The 19,383-nt window shown below is 62.9% G+C and carries 16 protein-coding genes; 12 read left to right on the top strand and 4 right to left on the bottom strand.

Annotated elements, in window-relative coordinates; translation table 11 throughout:
* Positions 1–21 precede the first annotated feature (21 nt).
* Entirely contained in the window at positions 22–531 is a 510-nt protein-coding gene (locus tag AB4Y77_RS00305; RefSeq protein WP_311213419.1) for a DUF3515 domain-containing protein, read from the bottom strand.
* 122 nt (positions 532–653) lie between these two features.
* Between AB4Y77_RS00305 and AB4Y77_RS00300 the strand changes: the two genes are divergently transcribed.
* Genes AB4Y77_RS00300 through rsmD form a run of 4 tightly spaced genes read left to right on the top strand, consistent with a single transcriptional unit; the run spans position 654 to position 5,593 of the window.
* On the top strand, positions 654–1,667 hold the full coding sequence (locus AB4Y77_RS00300; protein ID WP_442012645.1) for a thiamine-phosphate kinase: 1,014 nt from the start codon (positions 654–656) through the stop codon (positions 1,665–1,667).
* 22 nt (positions 1,668–1,689) lie between these two features.
* Positions 1,690–2,730 carry a DAK2 domain-containing protein gene (locus AB4Y77_RS00295; RefSeq protein WP_442012644.1) on the top strand — a complete coding sequence of 347 codons (1,041 nt, stop codon included), beginning with the start codon at positions 1,690–1,692 and terminating at the stop codon, positions 2,728–2,730.
* Complete coding sequence (locus tag AB4Y77_RS00290; RefSeq protein ID WP_442012643.1) at positions 2,720–4,975, top strand: ATP-dependent DNA helicase RecG; 2,256 nt, start codon at positions 2,720–2,722, stop codon at positions 4,973–4,975. The genes AB4Y77_RS00295 and AB4Y77_RS00290 overlap by 11 nt, the downstream gene beginning before the upstream one ends.
* Before the next feature lie 51 nt (positions 4,976–5,026).
* Positions 5,027–5,593, top strand: coding sequence for a 16S rRNA (guanine(966)-N(2))-methyltransferase RsmD (gene rsmD, locus AB4Y77_RS00285; RefSeq protein ID WP_311213415.1), 567 nt, complete (start codon positions 5,027–5,029; stop codon positions 5,591–5,593).
* A 36-nt stretch (positions 5,594–5,629) separates the two neighbouring features.
* Here the strand turns inward: rsmD and AB4Y77_RS00280 are convergent, their stop codons facing one another.
* Both AB4Y77_RS00280 and AB4Y77_RS00275 read right to left on the bottom strand, forming a co-directional pair.
* Positions 5,630–6,424 carry a spermidine synthase gene (locus AB4Y77_RS00280; RefSeq protein ID WP_442013038.1) on the bottom strand — a complete coding sequence of 265 codons (795 nt, stop codon included), beginning with the start codon at positions 6,422–6,424 and terminating at the stop codon, positions 5,630–5,632.
* On the bottom strand, positions 6,421–7,686 hold the full coding sequence (locus tag AB4Y77_RS00275; protein ID WP_442012642.1) for an aminotransferase class I/II-fold pyridoxal phosphate-dependent enzyme: 1,266 nt from the start codon (positions 7,684–7,686) through the stop codon (positions 6,421–6,423). The genes AB4Y77_RS00280 and AB4Y77_RS00275 overlap by 4 nt, the downstream gene beginning before the upstream one ends.
* A gap of 35 nt (positions 7,687–7,721) precedes the next feature.
* Here AB4Y77_RS00275 and coaD point away from each other — a divergent pair, with 35 nt between their 5' ends.
* From coaD to AB4Y77_RS00235, 8 genes are all read left to right on the top strand, one after another.
* Entirely contained in the window at positions 7,722–8,222 is a 501-nt protein-coding gene (coaD, locus tag AB4Y77_RS00270; protein WP_159702284.1) for a pantetheine-phosphate adenylyltransferase, read from the top strand.
* A 166-nt stretch (positions 8,223–8,388) separates the two neighbouring features.
* Positions 8,389–8,916, top strand: coding sequence for a YceD family protein (locus AB4Y77_RS00265; RefSeq protein WP_089595442.1), 528 nt, complete (start codon positions 8,389–8,391; stop codon positions 8,914–8,916).
* Positions 8,917–8,949: 33 nt separating this feature from the next.
* Complete coding sequence (gene rpmF / locus AB4Y77_RS00260) at positions 8,950–9,153, top strand: 50S ribosomal protein L32 (protein WP_011775139.1); 204 nt, start codon at positions 8,950–8,952, stop codon at positions 9,151–9,153.
* A 23-nt stretch (positions 9,154–9,176) separates the two neighbouring features.
* A complete protein-coding gene (gene rnc / locus AB4Y77_RS00255) occupies positions 9,177–9,887 on the top strand; it encodes a ribonuclease III (protein WP_311213413.1) in 711 nt (236 codons plus the stop codon).
* A 6-nt stretch (positions 9,888–9,893) separates the two neighbouring features.
* Complete coding sequence (mutM, locus tag AB4Y77_RS00250) at positions 9,894–10,862, top strand: bifunctional DNA-formamidopyrimidine glycosylase/DNA-(apurinic or apyrimidinic site) lyase (RefSeq protein ID WP_442012641.1); 969 nt, start codon at positions 9,894–9,896, stop codon at positions 10,860–10,862.
* Between the two features lie 183 nt (positions 10,863–11,045).
* Positions 11,046–11,768, top strand: a complete 723-nt coding sequence (locus AB4Y77_RS00245; RefSeq protein WP_442012640.1) for a hypothetical protein — start codon at positions 11,046–11,048, stop codon at positions 11,766–11,768.
* A gap of 86 nt (positions 11,769–11,854) precedes the next feature.
* Positions 11,855–13,078 carry an MFS transporter gene (locus AB4Y77_RS00240; RefSeq protein WP_442013037.1) on the top strand — a complete coding sequence of 408 codons (1,224 nt, stop codon included), beginning with the start codon at positions 11,855–11,857 and terminating at the stop codon, positions 13,076–13,078.
* Positions 13,075–14,103, top strand: coding sequence for a TolB family protein (locus AB4Y77_RS00235; protein ID WP_442012639.1), 1,029 nt, complete (start codon positions 13,075–13,077; stop codon positions 14,101–14,103). The genes AB4Y77_RS00240 and AB4Y77_RS00235 overlap by 4 nt, the downstream gene beginning before the upstream one ends.
* A gap of 170 nt (positions 14,104–14,273) precedes the next feature.
* Here the strand turns inward: AB4Y77_RS00235 and AB4Y77_RS00230 are convergent, their stop codons facing one another.
* Positions 14,274–19,184, bottom strand: a complete 4,911-nt coding sequence (locus tag AB4Y77_RS00230) for a DUF4082 domain-containing protein (protein WP_442012638.1) — start codon at positions 19,182–19,184, stop codon at positions 14,274–14,276.
* Between the last annotated feature and the right edge of the window lie 199 nt (positions 19,185–19,383).

Raw genomic sequence — 19,383 nt, 5'->3', positions numbered from 1 at the left:
CTGACCGTGGCCGGCCGGGCACTATTTGCCGGCCGGCAGGTTCTGCAGGTCTTCCTGGCCCACGCATTTGCCGGTTGCCTTGATTTTGCCCACCGCGGCCGCGAGTTCAGTGAGCACCGTTGCGGAGCTGATGTTCGCCGCTTCCAACTTGACCGGATCAATAAGGATCTCGGTGGCCGGTTCGCGGCCAAAGGTGGTCAGGGTGTAAACAGGATCGCCTTCTTTGATGACCCAGTCGATGTCATTGACGCTCACGCAGCGGTCTGTAGTGGGCCCGGGAACATTCACTCCGCAGCGGAGGATAACCTGCGACGGCTCGCCCCAAGCTGCCGTGGCCTGGCTGTTGGTCTTGCGGAGTGCGGCATCGCCGATCTGGTCGGGCAAGGCGACCATCATCGGGGCGCAGGCAGGATTGGCGGCGTCGGTAGCGGCCGTGACATCAACGGTAGGGGCACAAGCCGACAAAGCGAGGACGGCCACAGAGGCCATGGATACTGCCAAGGCTGTCCGGCGGAGGGTCTTTCGATGCATCCATCCAGCCTATCCCGCGCGTCCCGCCCGGCAGACCCGCGTATCCGGGGTCACATTCCCTTACCTGCTCCGCGGCAGGTGCACGGCATTATTCTGTCAGTGGATCGCGATAGCGTAGAGCCGTGCCCGCAGAACAATTGACCGTCCAAGACCTTTCGGAATCCGAGCTCCTTGCCAGGATCTTTCCGCGCCTGAACCACAGCCCCGGCGTCCTGCTGGGCCCGGGAGACGATGCTGCCCTGATCGCGGCACCGGATGGCCGCTCCCTGGTTTCCATTGACACCCAAACCCAGGACCAGGACTTCAGGTTGGAGTGGAAGAACGGATACCGGACCACTGGATACGACGTCGGGTGGAAGGCTGCGGCGCAAAACCTGAGCGATATCAATGCCATGGGCGGCAGCGCCACTTCTCTTGTTGTCAGCCTGACCATGCCGCCGGACACTCCAGTCGAGTGGGTCGAGGCATTCGCCGATGGCCTCACTGCGGCAATCGTAGGCCTGGGCGCCCCTGATTGTTCCGTCGCCGGTGGAGACCTCGGACGGGGTCGCGAGCTGGCCGTCACGGTGGCTGTCGTAGGAACTCTGGGTGGTGTGGCGCCGGTGCTGCGGTCCGGAGCCAAACCGGGTGACATGGTGGCCGTCGCAGGGACCTTGGGGAGGGCTGCTGCCGGCTGGGCATTGTTGGAAAGCGAAATTCCCATGGACAACCTGGACACAGAGCAACGGGGTTTGGTGGAGAGCCAGTGCCGTCCGCAGCCTCCTTTGGCAGCAGGACCCTTGGCAGCCCGCGCAGGGGCAACCGCCATGATGGATATTTCCGACGGCCTGCTTCGGGACGGGAGCAGGCTCGCTGCCGCCAGCAACGTTGCCCTCGACTTCGACCCCGTGGCCTTGAAGACCCATGCGCTGCCGCTGGAACCGGCCGCCGCCCTCCTGGGCCGCGACGCGATGCCCTGGGTCTTGGGCGGGGGAGAGGACCATGGATTGCTTGCCACCTTCCCAGCAGGAATTCAGCTGCCGCGGGGGTTCACTGCGATAGGCTCAGTTCAAGCCGCTGTCGAGCCGCCAGGCAGCGGCGTCCGGATCGCCGGGCAAGCTGCTGACACCGTTGGATGGGATCACTTTGCAGACTAAGATCGCCGCGAATGCGCACGCCATGAAACGTTGGCTCGGCAAGGCGGAGGTTGTCCTCGGCAACCACAGTGATCGCCTCAACGCGATCAACATCTTCCCCGTAGCCGACGGCGATACCGGAACCAACCTGTACCTCACGGTTCGCGCAGCGGTGTCCGCCCTTGATGGCGCAGCCCCGGACACTACCGAAACGGGCAACGACGTCGGTGCTGTCCTATCGCGCGCCGGCCAGGCTGCCATGGAGCAGGCGCGGGGTAATTCGGGCACGCTGTTCGCTGTCTTCCTGTGTGCTGCTGCCGAACCGTTGGCCGGCAAATCGCGACTCAGCGCACCGCTGCTTGCCACAGCGCTGAACAGGGCCCAGATCCGGGCCTGGTCCGCGTTGAGCGAGCCGGTAGCCGGAACCATGCTTTCGGTCCTGGAAGCGGCATCGGATGCTGCGCAGGCGGTGGAAGCTGCCCAGAACGCCGACGACAGCAACCACGCCCTGGGCCTTTCCCTTGACGACATTGTGGAAGCTGCCTACCAAGCAGTTGTCCGAACCGAGGGTGAGCTCGCCCAACTCCAGGAAGCCCACGTGGTGGATGCCGGGGGCGTTGGCATGCTCCTGATCCTGGACTGCCTGCGTTCTGCCGTCCTGGGCGAAGAACTCCAGGACGAACTCCTGGACGGGCTTCACGGCTATAAACTGCAGGACCCGCACATCCATGAGCACATGCCGGCCGACGACGGCGTGGAAGTCATGTGCACCATCAACCTTTCCCCCTTGAATGCGGCCATCCTGAGGCAACGCCTGGATGAGATGGGTAATTCGGTCATCATGAGCCAAGTGGGCGGTGCCCGGGGCCAGGAGGATGAGGACGAGGAATCCACGGTGGAAGCAAGCTACCGGTGGAGGGTCCATGTTCACGTTCCGGATCCCGGTCCGGCGGTCGCCCTGATTCGTTCACTGGGCGAGCCCACCGACATCGCTGTCAGCCAATTGGCGCTGCCCAGCGGGGATGGAACGGCGCCAACGTCACAGGAGCCCAGCATTACAGGCCAGTCACGGCATGATTACTGAGCTGGAACTTCCCCTCGAGCGCAGAATCGGCAAGCGGTCCGCGGCAGTCATCGAAAAGCATCTGGGCCTCAAAACCACGGGTGCCTTGCTGAACTACTTCCCGCGCCGGTATCTGAGCCGTGGCGAGCTGACCCCCATCAGTAACCTTCCGTTGGATGAGGAGGTCACTTTGATTGCCCGGGTCCTGTCCAACAGCACGCGCCAGATGCGTGCCCGCCGAGGCTCCATCACGGATGTTGTGGTGACGGACGAGGCCGGTGGAAGCGGTGCTCCGGGCACGCTGAAAGTCAGCTTCTTCAACGGTTTCAGGGCCAAAGCGGAACTTCAGACAGGCAGGCGGGCCATGTTCTCCGGCAAAGTGACCCGCTATGGTGGCTCACTTGGCCTGACCAACCCGGACTTTCTGCTGCTGGACGAGGACCCGGAAGCCGAAGGCTCCATGGACCCCGAAAAGCTTGCCGCCATGCCCATCCCTGTCTATCCGGCAACCGCCAAACTGACCAGCTGGTCCATCCACAAGGTGATCACGGCCCTGCTTCAGACCATGGACCTTGACGCCCTGGAAGATCCACTTCCGGCAAGCATCGTCCGCAGGGATGGGCTGCTCAGCGTAGTTGAGGCCTACCGCCTGATCCATTCGCCGGAGACCGCCAAGGACTGGCAGCGGGCACAGGAACGCTTTCGGTATCAGGAAGCACTGGTCCTGCAGACGGCCCTCGCGCGGCGTCGCGCCCAGCTTGCGGCCGAGGAAGCCACCGCCCGCCGACCCCGAGCCGACGGATTGCTCAGCAGCTTTGACCGAAACCTGCCCTTTACACTGACCGCCGGCCAGTCCGCCGTCGGAAAGACGCTTGCTGAAGAACTGGCGCGGGATGCGCCCATGAACCGGCTGTTGCAGGGCGAAGTGGGTTCCGGAAAAACCATTGTTGCCCTCAGGGCCATGTTGCAGGTGGTGGATGCCGGGGGCCAGGCTGCGCTGTTGGCACCGACCGAAGTGTTGGCGGCACAACATTTCCACTCGATCCGCCGGACGTTGGGATCGTTGGCACGTGACGATGTCTTCGGCGGGGCGGGGATGCTCGGCGGGGACCCGGCGCAGGAATCCGTCCACGTGACGCTCCTGACGGGCTCCATGCCCACAGCGGCGCGCAAACAGGCCATGTTGGACGCCGCCTCGGGTAATGCCGGAATCGTTATTGGCACCCACGCCTTGCTCAGTGACAAGACCAGCTTCCAGGATCTCGGCCTTATTGTGGTGGACGAGCAACACCGTTTCGGCGTTGAGCAACGTGACGCCCTCCGGGCCAAAGCCCAGCGGCCGCCCCACCTGCTGGTCATGACGGCAACTCCCATTCCGCGCACCGTGGCGATGACTGTCTTCGGAGACCTTGAGACCTCCATCCTGGATGAGCTTCCCGCTGGCCGGGCCCCTATCACCACGCATGTGGTGGGACTGGTGGAGAACCCCGGCTGGGTGGATCGTATCTGGAAACGGTCGCGTGAAGAGGTTGAGTCGGGCCATCAGGTGTACGTGGTGTGCCCCAAGATTGGAGCGGACGACGACGGCGATTTCAGTCCGGGGGAGGCCGAACCCAGCGATGCCGACCTCGCGGAAGAAGGATCGGCGCGGGAGCTGGCATCGGTGACGGCCGTCGTCGAGAGCCTTCTGCAAGAGCCGGCCCTGGCCGGCGTCCCTGTGGCGCCGCTTCATGGCCGGCAGGACCCGCAACTGAAGTCCGAGACCATGGCATCTTTTGCCGCGAACCAGGTCAAGGTGCTCGTCTCCACCACGGTCATTGAGGTGGGTGTGGATGTCCACAACGCCACCCTGATGGTGATCCTGGACGCCGACCGTTTCGGAATTTCCCAACTTCACCAGCTCCGTGGCCGTGTAGGGCGTGGCGGCTTGCCTGGCACTTGCCTGCTTGTGACCACCTTGGAACCCGGGCACCCGAGCCGCCGGCGGCTTGAGGCCGTGGCATCAACCACAGACGGGTTTGAACTCTCGCAGGAAGACCTGAAGCTCCGCCGCGAAGGCGACATCCTGGGGGCCTCACAATCCGGTGGGCGCTCCACGCTTAAGCTGCTCCGTGTCCTGGAGCATGAAGACATCATTGCCCGCGCACGCACAGACGCCCAGGGCTTCGTTGCAGAGGACCCCACCCTCCAGCACCAGCCGGGACTTGCCGCGGCCATCGATGAATACTTGAACCCTGAGAAGGAGGCGTTCCTTGAACGCGGTTAGAAACCCAGGCAATGGCGGCCAGCAAGGCGCGTCAGCTCCCGGAGCGATCCTTTGAGCCGGATCATTGCCGGAGTCGGTGGTGGGAATCCGCTGACCAGCGTCCCCGGAACTGCCACGCGGCCTACGACCGACCGTGTCAAGGAAGCGCTTTTTTCCCGGCTGGAGTCGTTGGCGGTCATCGCCGATGCCCGCGTCCTGGACCTTTACGCCGGCTCGGGAGCCCTGGGCATTGAGAGCGCCAGCCGGGGTGCAGGCAGCGTGGACCTGGTGGAGTTTGATGCCAAGGCGAGCGACGTCTGCCAGCGCAATGCGGACTTGGTGAACCAGCTTCTGGGCGGCAGGAAGGTCTCGGTCCACCGGTCCAAAGTGGAGTCGTTCCTGGAACGGGCACGTGAGGGCGCGCTGTGGGACTTGGTTTTCCTCGATCCGCCATACCCCTTGGACGAACCGGCCCTGAGCGAGGTGTTGGATAAACTCGCGCCCCATTTGGATGAGGGCGCCGTGGTGGTTGTCGAGCGGAGTTCCAGGAGCCCGGAACCGGCGTGGCCTGAGACCATGGAGTGCTTCGCCGACAAGAAGTACGGCGAAACCAAGCTATGGTTCGCTGAACCGGCCTAGCGGGTCGAGCTGCCGTGGTGGGTGGGGGACGGGGCCTTAGCCGGCAATCCGGTCCAAGTCCATCCCGGTGAGGACAGCGGCAGGATGCGGGCCGCGGGCCAGCAACTCCACCGTCCATTCCGTCGTCCACCGTCTGCGTGTGCCAACAAGAATGATGTTGCCGGGATAACGGCCCTCAAACATGCCCGTTTCCGCGACGGCGGCAACATCCTGCATGGCCTCACGCAGGGCCGTCACCTGGCTCCGCACCAGGGTCAGGGCGGGTTCGTCTCCTACATTGACGATCAAGACCCCGTCAGGGCCCAGCCGTGCGGCAGCTTCCTCATAGAACTCTTTGCACGCGATGTGTGCCGGGGCCTCCGGCCCGGAGAAGATATCAAGAATCACGACGTCGAACGTCACCTCGGCGCCAAGCTCCGCCAGCGCGTCGCGCGCGTCGCCAATGTGGGTAGTCAAGGTGGTGCCCGCGGGCATGGGAAGTTTGTGGAGTACGAAGTCCAGGAGCTCGCGTTCCAGTTCCACGGCATACTGTTCCGAACCAGGGCGGGTGGCCTGGATATAGCGGGCAAGGGTCAAAGCCCCTGCACCCAGATGCAGTGCGCGGATGGGCGCCCCGGGCGTAGCCGCCAAATCCACCACATGACCGATCCTGCGGAGGTACTCATAGAAGATCTCCCGCGGATCCGCGAGGTTGACGTGTGATTGCTCGGCCCCGCCGATGCTGAGGATGAAGCTGCCCTCAATGAGGGTATCTGCGTCAATGGTGGCGTGCTGCCCGGTGGTCCGGAGGTAGCGCGAGGCGACGTGGTGTCCGGAGCCGGTGGTACTCAGAGCCGGTCCTTGAGCGAGGCGAGGCGTTCTGCGGCTTCTTCAAGGACGGACGTCTTTTTGCAGAAAGCGAACCGCAGCAGGCTGCGGGTGCGCTCGGCTCCCTCTGGATGGCAGAAGACCGGCACCGGAATTGCCGCAACGCCCACCAGTCCTGGCAGGCGCCTGGCGAGGTCCACGGAATCGCGGATACCCAAGGGGGCGGTGTCCACGTTGATGAAGTAGGTGCCGTTGGGGATGTACACCCCGAACCCTGCCGCACGCAGCCCTTCGGCCAGAATGTCGCGTTTGTGCTGGAGCGTACTGGCGATCCCGGAAAAGAACTCGTCGGGAAGGCCGAGGCCGACCGCGATAGCTCCCTGGAACGGTGTCCCCGAACTGTAGGTCAGAAACTGTTTCACTGTGCGCACAGCAGAGACCAAGTGTTCAGGACCGCTGAGCCAGCCGATTTTCCAGCCGGTGAAGGAGAAGGTCTTGCCTGCGGAGGAAATGGTGATGGTCCGGTCCGCTGCTCCCGGGAGCGAAGTGACGGGGACGTGGTCTACGTCAAAGGTCAAGTGCTCGTAGACCTCGTCGCTGACAATGATGGCATCGTGTCTGGCCGCGAGTTCCACGATTTTCGCCAGGACATGGTGGGGAAAGACGGCGCCCGTAGGATTGTGCGGATTATTCAAGAGGACAATGCGGGTCCGGTGGGTGAAGGCACCTTCAAGGGCAGAGAGGTCAGGGAGGAAATCCGGTGCCAGAAGGGGAGCGGTGACGTGTGTGGCACCTGCCATGCCAATGATGGCGCCGTAGGAGTCATAGAAGGGCTCGAACGTCAGGACTTCGTCGCCCGGTTGGGTGAAGGCGAGCAGTGTTGCCGCGATCGCTTCTGTTGCTCCGGTGGTGACAAGCACTTCGGTCCCGGGGTCAGGGGCCAGGCCGTAAAAGCGCTGCTGGTGTGCGGTGATGGCTTCCCTCAGGACGGGAAGGCCTTTGCCGGGTGCGTACTGGTTGGCCCCGGATGCAATGGCCGACTGGGCTGCCATCTTGATCTCATCGGGCCCGTCCTCGTCTGGAAACCCCTGGCCAAGGTTGATGGCGCCGGTGGAGAGCGCAAGCGTGGTCATCTCCTCGAAGATGGTCACACCCAGCCCGCCCTCGGGTGAGAGCAGATTGGCTCCGATGGCGGCCCGTTGCCAAGGTGCTGTGCTGGTACCTGGGGTGGTGCCGGCGCTCGTATCGAGGGAGGGGCTGCTGCCTGCGGATGCCATGTCTGCCATGGTATCCCGGCGAAGCTATGGGGTAGGTTCGTCTCATGAGACGAGCGGTTTGCCCTGGATCCTTTGACCCCATCCACAACGGACATCTCGAAGTCATTGCCCGGGCAGCCGGCCTCTTTGACGAAGTCATTGTGGCCGTGTCCACCAACTACGCCAAAAAGTACAGGTTCAGCCTGGAAGACCGCATGGAAATGGCACGCGAAACGCTGGCGTCCCTTCGCGGAATCATCGTGGAGCCCATGGGCGAAGGACTGCTGGCTGAATACTGCCGCCACCGGGGAATATCGGCCATCGTCAAGGGCCTCCGCTCATCCTCCGATTTCGACTACGAATTGCCCATGGCCACCATGAACCGTCAGCTGGCCGGCGTGGAAACTGTATTCCTTCCCGCTGAAGCGCACTACGTCCACCTGTCCTCGACACTCATCAAAGAGGTGAACGTGTTGGGAGGGGATATTTCGGATTTTGTCCCCAAGTCGGTGCTGAAGCGTCTCCTTGCTGGCGAGCCTGCAACGGAACACCCGCGCAAAGGGTAGGCTTGATGGGTACCTCGCGCCCTTTCGCGGAGTGCCCCAAGCTGAAACCACCGTGCATTTATGCGCGCCCGGCGTCAGTTTGAGTCCTCAAGCGTGATCAGGCTAAGATGGTACGTCGGTCATATGTTCTACAGGAGTTCTCATTAAGCGAGATGCAAGTTCGCCCTTGGCGCTGGTAGTCAAGGACCTTGGACGTAGTCCAGGGACCATGCGGACACTCAACGAGCATGTACCTGCGCCAAGTGACCTTGGTGTGGCGCTCATTGGCGTGAAGGAAGGCTCGGATATCGAGCTGGATCTTCGCCTTGAGGCCGTACACGAAGGAATTCTGGTATCCGGCACCGTAATCGTCGATGTAACCGGCGAGTGCGGCCGATGCCTGGATCCCCTTGCGTATGACCTTGAAGTCAATGTGCAAGAACTTTTCTTCTATGAAGGCGTAGAGCTTTCGGGCGGAGAAGACGATGAAGAGCAACGTCGAGTCGAGTACGATCTGATCGATCTTGAGCCGGTGTTGCGGGACGCAGTTGTCACTATGCTGCCGTTCCAGCCGGTGTGCCGGGAAGACTGCCAGGGTCTGTGTTCCGAATGCGGAGCGCGCCTGGAAGACGAGCCGGGGCACCACCACGAGGTCATTGACCCTCGCTGGGCTGCCCTAGCTGATCTGGCTAAGACTGACCGGCAAACCGATTAGTAAGTGTTCGTCTAAGAGAGAAATGAGATAGCCGTGGCTGTTCCCAAGCGGAAAATGTCTCGCGCAAATACACGCGCCCGCCGTGCCCAGTGGAAGGCAACTGCCCCCAACTTGGTCAAGACCATCGAAAACGGTCAGGTTACCTACAGCCTGCCGCACCAGGCAAAGGTCGTTACTGACTCTGCCGGCACCGCGCTGTTCCTTGAATACAAGGGCCGCAAGGTCGCAGACGCCTAATCTGCCGTACAGGCTGACTAAGGATGTCTTCAACTGAAGAGCTTCTGAAGCGTCTCGGTGTCTCGATTGACACCGAGACGCTTCGTCTTGCTCTGACACATCGCTCATACGCGTATGAGAACGGCGGGATTCCCACCAACGAGCGCCTCGAGTTCCTCGGCGACTCCATCTTGGGCTTCTCTGTCACTGACTCTCTCTACCGTGAGAACCCCACGCTGCCTGAAGGCGAGCTCGCAAAGCGGCGCTCCGCCGTCGTCAGTACCCGCGCCTTGGCCGGGATCGGACGGGAAATTGGCGTTGGCGAGTTCATCTACCTCGGGCAAGGCGAGAAGCTGACCGACGGTAAGAACAAGGCCTCCATCCTGGCCGACACCATGGAAGCCTTGATTGGCGCCACCTATCTGTCCAACGACATGGAGACCGCACGCCAATTGGTGATGCGGCTGGTGGGTCCGCTCCTCAAGGACGCCGGAGCCCTTGGCGCCGGAACGGACTGGAAGACGAGCATCCAGGAATTGACTGCCAGCCGGCAACTGGGCGCCATCCACTATGCCGTGGAAGGTTCCGGACCGGACCATGCCCGTACTTTTGAAGCCGTGCTGAACATCGGCGGAACCCCCTACGGGCGGGGCTCGGGTCATTCCAAGAAGGAAGCGGAACAGGAAGCCGCCGCTGATGCCTGGCGTGCTCTGACTGCCTTGGATCCGACTGCTGCCGGTCCTGCTTCCGTTTGAGCCCCGATGCCTGAGCTTCCCGAAGTAGAAGTCGTACGCCGCGGCCTGGCACGCTGGGTCCGCGGCCGTTCCGTGACCGGCGTCGACGTCCTGGATCCGCGGTCCATCCGACGGCATGCCCTGGGAACGGAAGACTTCATCGGGAACCTGGAACACGCCACGGTGCTGGATGTGGTGCGGAGAGGTAAATTCCTGTGGATGCCCCTTGCCATGCCGGGCTTACCTGACACCGAATCAGGTCCCATCGAAGAACTCCCTGCGGTGGCCCTCATGGCGCACCTGGGGATGAGCGGCCAACTACTGATGCAGGACCCGGACGTTCCGGACGAAAAACACCTTAAGGTCAGGATCACGCTCAGCCCGGTGGAAGGCATGCCTGAACAGTTGCGGTTCGTGGACCAAAGGATTTTCGGCGGCCTGTTCGTGACGTCCTTGGTACCGACGCCGGATGGCGGTCCAGGCGGTTTGGGTGAAACACCCTTGCCGGAGATCGCGGAGGAAGCGGCCCACATTGCCCGGGATCCGCTGGATCCCTATTTTTCCTTCGACGCGTTCCATCGAAAGATCAAGAACCGGAAGACGGGCATCAAGAGGGCGCTGCTGGACCAGTCCGTCATCTCCGGCATCGGCAATATCTATGCGGACGAAGCCTTGTGGCGCGCCCGTCTCCACTACGCCAGGGCTACGGACACCATGCGCCGAGCGGATGCTGAGAGGCTGGTTGAAGCGGTCAAGGACGTCATGAATGCCGCACTGGCCGCTGGAGGGACCAGTTTTGATTCCCTCTATGTGAACGTCAACGGTGACTCCGGATACTTTTCACGGTCGCTCAATGCGTATGGGCGTGCCGGCGAACTGTGCAGCCGTTGCGAAGAAATCGGCCTTCACAGTGTCATGAAAAGGGAACAGTTCATGAACCGTTCCTCCTATACGTGTCCTGTATGCCAGCCCCGGCCTCGGAACGGACGTTGGTAGGGCCAAAACTGTTCCGGAATCCGGATCGCAATGGCAGACTGTCCCCATGAACAGCTTGGCGCTTCGAATCGCCATCGCAAGGATCAACGCCACCTCAATCCGGGTGGCGTCACTTCTACCCGCGGCCGTTCTGGATGCAGATTCCAACTGCCACTTCAACGTCCCAGCCGGTCCAGGTAAGCCATGATGGCGCGGCGGCTGGTCATAGCGGGTATCTGCCTTGCTGTGCTCATTGCCGCCGTGGCCATTGTGTTCGATCAATTGGCCAGGCCAGGCGCTACGTCCGCGCAGGGCCCTGCGTCGTCAAGTTCGAGCCCTGAGGGGAGCGCCGGTTCCACCGGCGCCGCCGCACCGACGTCCGGCAGTACGGCCTCGGGCGCTGCGAACGGTGCAACCGGAGGCAGTGCAACCGAGGGCAGCGGCAGCGGTACCAGCGGCGCTGAAGGCAATGCCGGTACATCTACTGCCAAGCCGCTCGAAGTCCTCCCTCCCGTCACTGCCACGCCAACAGGCTTGCCTGAACCTTCCGCCCCGGCACCGCTCATCACTGGTGCACTCCCTGAGCCCGGCAGTGCGTCGGGTGAGCTGGTGGACGGCTGGCCCGACGGCGTCCTGTCGCTGCCGGCCGGAACCACTATTGGGTCTACCTCGGTTTCCACGTCCGGTGACATCCTCCAGCTGACAGCGGACGGCATTATTGCAAAGCCGCGGGCTGAGGTCCTGGATTCCTTCCGCCAATCGTTGGTATCACACGGATTTTGGACCGAGGACGCGCCGGCCGCGGAAGGCTCGGTGGCGGCGCGCTTTGTGCGGGGCACTGACACGGTCACGGTTTCAGTGTCCACCACAGGAACCGGCAGCTCGCGCTTCCAGCTGCTGGGCAGCCTGCACACAACGGCGGAGTAGGGGAATCGATGTATATTTCGCTCTCAGACCGCAGCGGCGGTAAACGGGACAAGTCACGGAACAACGCAACGGCACTGGCAGCGGAGGTGCCGTTCCGTTTGTCCCCGGTCATCCTGTGGTTGGGCATCGTGAGCATGGTGACCGATGTTTCTTCCGAATCGGTCACGGCGATCCTTCCCTTATATGTGACGGGATTTCTGGGGCTGTCCACTATCGCGTTTGGCTTCATTGACGGCATCAACCAAGGCGCCAGCGCCATCGTCAGGATTGCGGCCGGGTGGGCAGCGGATCGCAGCGGGCATCCCAAACGGATAGCGCTGGCCGGGTACGGCCTTTCCATGCTCGCGAGGATAGGTTTCCTGTTTGCCGGCGGATTCTGGGCGATTGCGGTAATCGTGACAGGCGACAGAATCGGGAAGGGCATTCGGACGGCACCGCGGGACGCACTGATCTCGGTGTCCGCCCAGCCGGAACATTTGGCGCGGTCCTTTGGCGTTCACAGAATGCTGGACAATATTGGTGCGGCGGCGGGGCCCTTGATCGCCTTCTTTGTCCTGTTGATGATTCCCAACGGATTCAGCACCGTCTTTGTTGTCTCTCTGGCTTTCGCGGTGATCGGGGTCGCCGTCCTGGCGCTGGTCGTTCCGGATATCCGTGCCCATGGCCTGAAGAGCACTGAGGGACGGGAGGGCAAGCCACTCTTCGCCTTTTCGTGGAGCCATCTGAAGGAACCGGGTTTGGGCAAGCTGTTGATCGCTGCAGCCCTTTTGGGTGTGGTGACCATCGGTGATGGCTTCATCTATCTGGTTCTGCAGGCCAGGGATTCCTTCGCCGTCCAGTGGTTCCCGTTGCTGTTCGTCGGCACCAATGTGGTTTTTCTCGCCCTCGCAATTCCGCTGGGACGGCTGGCTGACCGGGTGGGCAAGGTTCCGGTTTTCGTGGGTGGGCACATTGCCTTGCTGGCAACCTACCTTCTCGCTGCGGCACCTTTCGGTGGACTGTGGGGCACCGTGGGATGCCTGGTCCTGCTGGGAGCATTTTACGCCGCAACGGATGGTGTCCTGGCCGCCTTGGCCAGCCAACTCACTCCGGCGGGCAAGCTTGCTACAGGGATTGCTTCAGCACAAACGGTGGTGGCGCTGAGCCGGATGACCGCCTCTGCAGGCTTCGGGGTGCTCTGGTATGCCGTGGGTGCGCCGACGGCCATGGTGGTGGCCAGTGGACTCCTGGGCTGTGCAGTGGTGGCTGTCACCGTGATCCTGCGGAGTGCCAAGCCATCCGCACGCCGGGACGTGGGCAGTGGGGCATGAGCGGGACACTGACCGGCAGCAAGGTGCGGTGGGGCGTTCTCCTGGCCGTGACAGCACTTGTCCTGGCAGCAGCCGGGATTTACGCGGTCGGCGCCTATCAGCGGTTCGAAGAGAGCCAGGCTGCGGCATCGTCCGTGGGCGTCACTGCGGGCCAGCCACTTCCCACTGCTCCCTTTGTTCTTTTCCGGAACACGGCCTCGGGCCAGGGGTACGGCAACGCGGCAACCGTGCCCTTGTCCGCTCCCGGGGGTACCCGGGCGGTGAGTGAACAAGAATGCGACCGCGTCTATGGAACGGCCGATACCGTGGTGTGCCTGAAGACGAACCGCGGACTGGTGACAGCCTTCGAAGCAGCAGTCATGAACCGCGACTGGCAGATCCAGCGCTCATGGCCCGTCCCGGGCATTCCGAGCAGGACCAGGGTCAGTGCTGACGGCTCCATGATCGCCACTACCGTCTTTGTCACGGGTCACTCCTACGCTACGTCGGGATTCTCCACAGCCAGTGAGATCAGCCTGCCCGGGGGCACGACCGGGAACCTCGAGGATTTCGCGTTGATGGTCAACGGTGAGCGCCTGGTAGCCACGGATAGAAACATCTGGGGAGTGACCTTCGCGCCGGGACAGAGTGATGTCTTCTACGCCACAGCGGCATCGTCCGGCCGTATCTGGCTGGTCCGGGGGAGCCTGTCCGCGAAGACCCTCACCGCCATCCACGACCAGGTGGAATGCCCGTCGATCTCGCCTGACGGCACTCGGATCGCTTACAAGAAGAACGACGGCGGCGGGCTGGTTGCCCATTGGAAGGTCGCCGTCCTTGACCTCGCGTCAGGTCAGGAAACGGTTCTTTCGGAGAAGCGCAGCGTGGATGACCAGATTGAATGGCTGGATAACCGGAACCTGCTCTATGGCTTGGCAGATGATGCAGTGGAAGGCGACAGCAACATTTGGCAGCTGGGCACCGAACCGGGCTCGCAACCGAGCCTGTTCATCGCGCACGCGTGGTCGCCAAGCGTCGTTCGCTGAAGCAGGCACGCCGAAAGCACTCACGCTGAAAGCACTCACGCCGTAGCGATTCGGCTGAAGTGGACGCGCTGATGCATACCGCGGTGAAGAGTGAGCCCGGCACAGCTCCGCTGGCGCCCGGCCCGGAGTTCAGGGGTCGGACGCCAGCGGAAGTGGTGTGTCAGGCAGCCTCAGCAGAGCCCAAGCAAGCCGCAGAGCAACCCACCTGACTGGGTCGGACTGGGAGATGGACTGGGCGAGGGGCTCGGGGAAGCAGTAGCAGTAGCCGTTGCCGTTGGTGCCGGTGTGGGCGTGGCCGTCGGAGTAGCTGTGGGCGACGGAGACGGGGCCGCGATCTGCTGTGCCGGCGCAGTGGTGGAATACACCACATCCACAAAGTAGTTCGTCGCGTTCCACGAGGTGGTTGGCATGACGCCCCCGGATCCATACCGGTAGCGGCCGTTGTTCGGGCCACTGGCCGTGAATACCCCGCTTGTGTAGGTCTGGTTGAAGAAAGCCGAGGTATAGGAGTAACGGCCGTTGGGTGCCCTGTAGGACACCACGTAGGTTTGGCCTGTCACCAATGCGACAGGTGCCGACAGGGTGGCAGTTTGCCATCCCGTGGCCGTTTCATTGGTGAAGGTCACCTGCGCCAGGCGCGTGCCCGCGGAGTTCCACAGCGAACCCACATGGGTACCGGTGTTGCCGGCCCCCTTGTAGAAACGTATGCCCGTCACGTTCCCGGCCTGCGAAACACTGAACGCAGTTCCAAGTTCCACAGGCAAGAAGTCACTAGCAGACACTATTTGGGGTGTCAGCGATCCAAAGATCGTGGACACCTGGACGGTGGGCGCCGCAGTGGTGAATTGCCAATTGGTAGCTGGGAACGGCTGCCCTTGTTGGGAGACGACATTACTCACGCTGGCCGAGATCACGGTGCTGTTGGGCAGCGCCGCGGTGGGGGAGAACGTGACGGTTCGGCTGTCCGCAGAGAGGGCGGCCGCACCAGCCACCGGATTGCCGTTCGCTGTCAGGGTGAACGACGCGCCCGGCCGGATGGCGGAGGAGAAGGTGATGGAAGGCTTCACGTCCGTTGGAATGCCCGTGGCCCCGGGAGCCGGTACCTGTTCGGAGATCGTCAGGGGCTGTGCGGCAGTGGCGAAGACCAAGTCCACCAGGTAACTGGCGGTGGAGGAGGATCCTGGGAAATCACTGTTGTAACCGAAAGCTCCCGAGTCAGCCGCCGTACGCAGTGGCCCGCTGGTGAACCCTTCACCGAATCCGCCGGCGGTGTAGGAGTACTTACCAGTGGGGGCCTTGTACGCCGCCACATACTCAGTATCGGCCGTAATGGTCACCGGTTGGCTGAATGTTGCCGTCTGCCAGCCGGTACTTGACTCGTTGGTGAAGGTGACCGTGGCCAGGAGTTGTCCCGTGGCTGTGTAGAGCGAACCGGTGTGGGTCCCCGTGTTGCCGGCCGCCTTGTAGAAGCGCACGCCGGTGATCTGGCCCGCGGTGTCGCTGGCGAACCGGACTCCGAGGGACAACGAAACCCCGTCATCGGCGTCGGGCGTGGCAGGCGTCACTGTGTCCTGGAAGAGCGTGCACGGGCAGACGCCGGGAGTACGCGGTGCTGGAACTGTGGTGAAGGCCCACGTTCCACCAGCAGACATTGGCTGTCCGGACACGGACGTTGCCGTCACGGTGGCTGTGTAGGAGGTCCCTGGGGCCAACGGAGCGGTGGGGGTGAACGTGACTTTACGGGTAGCTGAATCGTAGGCCGACGCGCCGGCTACTGCGGCGCCCCCCGTCACCTTCACTGCCAGGCTGACGCTGGACGCCACCGCGGCCTCGGACAGCACTGCGCTGACTGCGGTGTTCAGCGGAACACTCGAAGCATTCGGCAGCGGCGAGTGCGAGCCGACCGTGAACGGCGTGTTGGGTACAGTCACCACGACGTCCACCAAATAGCTGGCAGTCGATCGTGAGGCGGCAAAGTCGCCGCTGTAGGTGTACGCGCCGGCATCCGAGGCCGCCCGCAGCGGGCCAACACTGAGCCCTGACCCGAAGCCGTTGGCGGTGGCCGAGTAGGTACCGGTCAGCGACTTGTAGGACACGATGTACTCCGTGTTCGCGGCCATCTGGACAGGCTGGCTGAACATGGCGGTCTGCCATCCTGAGGCACTTTCGTTGGTGAATGCCACCGTGGCCAACTGCTGTCCGGCGGCGGTGTACAAGGCACCATTGTGGGTACCGGTGTTACCAGCGGACTTGTAGAAGCGGATACCCAATACCTCACCCGCGGAAACACTGGAGAACCTCACTCCGAGGGTCACCGGCACGCCTTCACGCAGTTCGGCGATCCCGGGTGTGACGGAGTCATCGAAGAGGCTGCAGGGGCAGGCACCCGGAACAGGCAACGTCGCTGCGGTGGTGAAGGACCACGTGCCACCGGAGGTGACCGGACCGCCGATCGAATCGGTGCCGGACAACGTCGCGGTGAATTGGGTGCTGAACGCCAAGGCGTTCGACGGCGTGAATGTGGCCCGCCGCGTCGCGGCGTCGTACGCCGTAGTGCCTGCTACAGGTCCCGACGGCGACTGCAACGTCAGCTGGACGCTTGCCGCCGTGACGGGCTTGGAGAAGACTGCACTCACTTTGGTGTTCACGGACACGCTCGACGACGACGGAATGGGCGTATGGCCCGAGACGGTCATGGGGGAGCTGTCTACCGTGCTGAAGAGCGCGTCCGCGAAGTAGTTGCCACCATTGAAGCTGGTGGTGGGGAATCCTGGCGAGGTGCTGTACACGCCCGCCGGTTCAGCCCCGAAACCACCAGCAACCTTCAACGGCGCGTCGGTGGAACCGAAGCTTGCCCATTGATGGTCCTTGGTGGCGTAGTGGCCGTTGGGTGCCCAATAGGACGCCGTATATTTCTGGCCGGCCGCAACAGGCACGGCCTGGCTGAACAGGGCTGTTTGCCAGCCGGAGGCCGTTTCATTGGTGAACGTAGCCGTCGCCAGGCGCTCGCCGGTTGCGCTCCACAATGAGCCGGTGTGCGTGCCGGTGTTGGCGGTGCTCTTGTAGAAGCGGACGCCGGTGATAAAGCCGTCCACTGATGGGGTGAAACGCAGACCCATTTCGTAGGCTCCACCGTCACCTGAGTCCTTGACCACAGGAACTGTTTGGCCGAACACGCTGTACGGTCCGCTGAGGGTCAGGTTCCTGGTGACGGCGGCACCGATGTTGGCGCTGTCGTCGATGGCCCGCGCCTGGATGGTGGCCGTAGCGAGGCCCTTCTGGATGTACGTATAGCTCCAACTCTGCTTGCCCGTGGCGGGGTGCCAGGTGGCGCCCGCGTCCGTGGAAACTTCGACGCCGGCCACCACTCCACCCACGTCTGTGGCCGTGCCGGTCACGGTGACGCTGCTGCCGTGCGCCACGGTGGCTCCGTTGGCAGGTGTGGAGATGGCAGCTGTGGGCTTGGTGGTATCGGTGCTGGCGACTGCAGCAACCAGTCCTGCCGCGCGAGTGGCTGGTTGCGCACCCATGTCGGCGAGGATGTTGACCTGCGCCTGCCGCATGCGGGCATCGGCGGGTGCGCCGTCGCCGTCGTGCTCCTGGTCCAGGCCCCATGTCCACTGGACGCTGCCTGCTGAAAAGACCAACGCGCCACTGGCTGCGCGGTAGAGGGTTACATTATGGGTGGTGCTGCCGGGAGCTACTGTGTTGCCGAAGTCCTGCAGATATTCCGGGACGTTTCCCACGGTGGTGGACAGCCTGACGAGTCCAGCGGGCCGGAACCCGTTGTCCAGGTCCTCGTTGGATTCATATCCCACGGTGTGGGGTGCAAGTGCTGTAGAGGAACCCGCCGGCATTGATGCCAAGGTGGTGTTCCGCCAGAGCCTGGTCTTGCCCTCGTCGGCTTTGACGGTCACCGGGAGGTCCGAGTGATTGGACATATAGATTGTCCCCGTCACGGCATTCTCGGGCAGGCCTCCGCCGTTGGCTTGGGAAGCGAAGCGGGGGTCACGCCACGTGCCGGTCCACTCCGTGCTGGGATCGATCTTGGCGTTTCCCCAGGTTTCCTTGTAGCAGGTCAGGGTGCGGTTGGCGGCACTGTCAACGGTTGAGGGCTCAAACCTGGTGCGCCAGTACATTTCGTTGCCCGACAGGAACTGGAGATTGACGCCGGCGTCCCTCGCGGCAGTGACGTTGGCCCGTTGGGGGCCCGACCAATACTCGTCGTGGCCGACCGAGAGGAACACCTTGTGGTTCAACAACTCGGCGCCGTTGCGGTGCGTATCCAGGCCGCTGATGTAACTGACGTCATAACCGTTCTGCTCCAGGAACCGCACCATGGGGTATTCGTTGGAGAAGTAGAAATCCCTGCCGCCAGGGCCGTCCCTGGTTGCCATGGGCCGGTTGTAGCTGACTTTGTAAGACCTGCCGTTCGCGGCGCCCTGGTAGAAGTCCGAGCCGCCGTAGGTGTTGTAGGCCTGCCATGTCTGGTCAGCTGTTTGGAACACGACAGCGGAGCGGCTGCCGTCGTTGCGGACGATGAACGTGATGTGGCTCTTCGCGCCCGTATCGGGACGCCGGAGGAGCGCGATGTAGACGCCCGAGACAGCGGTAGCCGGTACCTGCCACGTTGCCGATACTGCCCACGTCCCGCAGTCGTACAACTCTGTGGCGACGTCGTTGCGGCAAGCGGGCTGGGTCTGGCGTAGCACTGATGGCGTCACGTCGGCGATCTTGCGGGCGCCGTTGCCCGCATACCAGCCGGTCCGGTAGATCGCGATGGTGTAGCTCGGTGCGTTCGTATCCACCTTGAACCGGATGGGTTGGCCGGCGTTGACACTGATTTCAGTGGAGAAGCCCTGGATGCTGTCGTCGCCGGCACCATTGATGTCCCACTCCGACGACGGACTTCCGGTCTTGGAGTTCTCACAGGCCACGAGGTTCACTACGGGGTCGCAGGGACCTGCAGCTACCGCGGCGGACGCCGTGAGGGGTAAGAGGGCCGCCACCAGGGCGATCACCAAGGGCACGAGAAAACCCTTGAGGACTCGCTGGGGTCGGTTGGCTGAAGTACCGGGCATCAGAACTCCTGGGGGTGGCGCGCCGAAAATGCGAATGCGGGTCCGCGATTTCACGCACGGTCCCTGCTTGCCGCTCCCCAGCCAGGGTCAAACCAAGATCTTCAGTTATGGAACATGGGGCATTGTGCACTTGTCTCGACGTTCCGAAGATCGGGACCGGATCCGGAAGTGGCTGAACCGAAGTTCATGCTCCTGCCGG

Source organism: Paenarthrobacter sp. YAF11_1, assembly GCF_052113445.1.
Lineage (GTDB): Bacteria > Actinomycetota > Actinomycetes > Actinomycetales > Micrococcaceae > Arthrobacter.
This window is presented reverse-complemented; position numbering and strand designations above follow the sequence as displayed.

What these genes read in the sequence shown, in the direction of transcription:
- AB4Y77_RS00305 (WP_311213419.1), bottom strand. Translation starts at nt 531, where the DNA reads ATGCATCGAAAGACCCTCCGCCGGACAGCCTTGGCAGTATCCATGGCC.
- AB4Y77_RS00295 (WP_442012644.1), top strand. Translation starts at nt 1,690, where the DNA reads ATGAAACGTTGGCTCGGCAAGGCGGAGGTTGTCCTCGGCAACCACAGT.
- AB4Y77_RS00290 (WP_442012643.1), top strand. Translation starts at nt 2,720, where the DNA reads ATGATTACTGAGCTGGAACTTCCCCTCGAGCGCAGAATCGGCAAGCGG.
- AB4Y77_RS00275 (WP_442012642.1), bottom strand. Translation starts at nt 7,686, where the DNA reads ATGGCAGACATGGCATCCGCAGGCAGCAGCCCCTCCCTCGATACGAGC.
- coaD (WP_159702284.1), top strand. Translation starts at nt 7,722, where the DNA reads ATGAGACGAGCGGTTTGCCCTGGATCCTTTGACCCCATCCACAACGGA.
- rnc (WP_311213413.1), top strand. Translation starts at nt 9,177, where the DNA reads ATGTCTTCAACTGAAGAGCTTCTGAAGCGTCTCGGTGTCTCGATTGAC.
- mutM (WP_442012641.1), top strand. Translation starts at nt 9,894, where the DNA reads ATGCCTGAGCTTCCCGAAGTAGAAGTCGTACGCCGCGGCCTGGCACGC.
- AB4Y77_RS00245 (WP_442012640.1), top strand. Translation starts at nt 11,046, where the DNA reads ATGATGGCGCGGCGGCTGGTCATAGCGGGTATCTGCCTTGCTGTGCTC.
- AB4Y77_RS00235 (WP_442012639.1), top strand. Translation starts at nt 13,075, where the DNA reads ATGAGCGGGACACTGACCGGCAGCAAGGTGCGGTGGGGCGTTCTCCTG.
- AB4Y77_RS00230 (WP_442012638.1), bottom strand. Translation starts at nt 19,184, where the DNA reads ATGCCCGGTACTTCAGCCAACCGACCCCAGCGAGTCCTCAAGGGTTTT.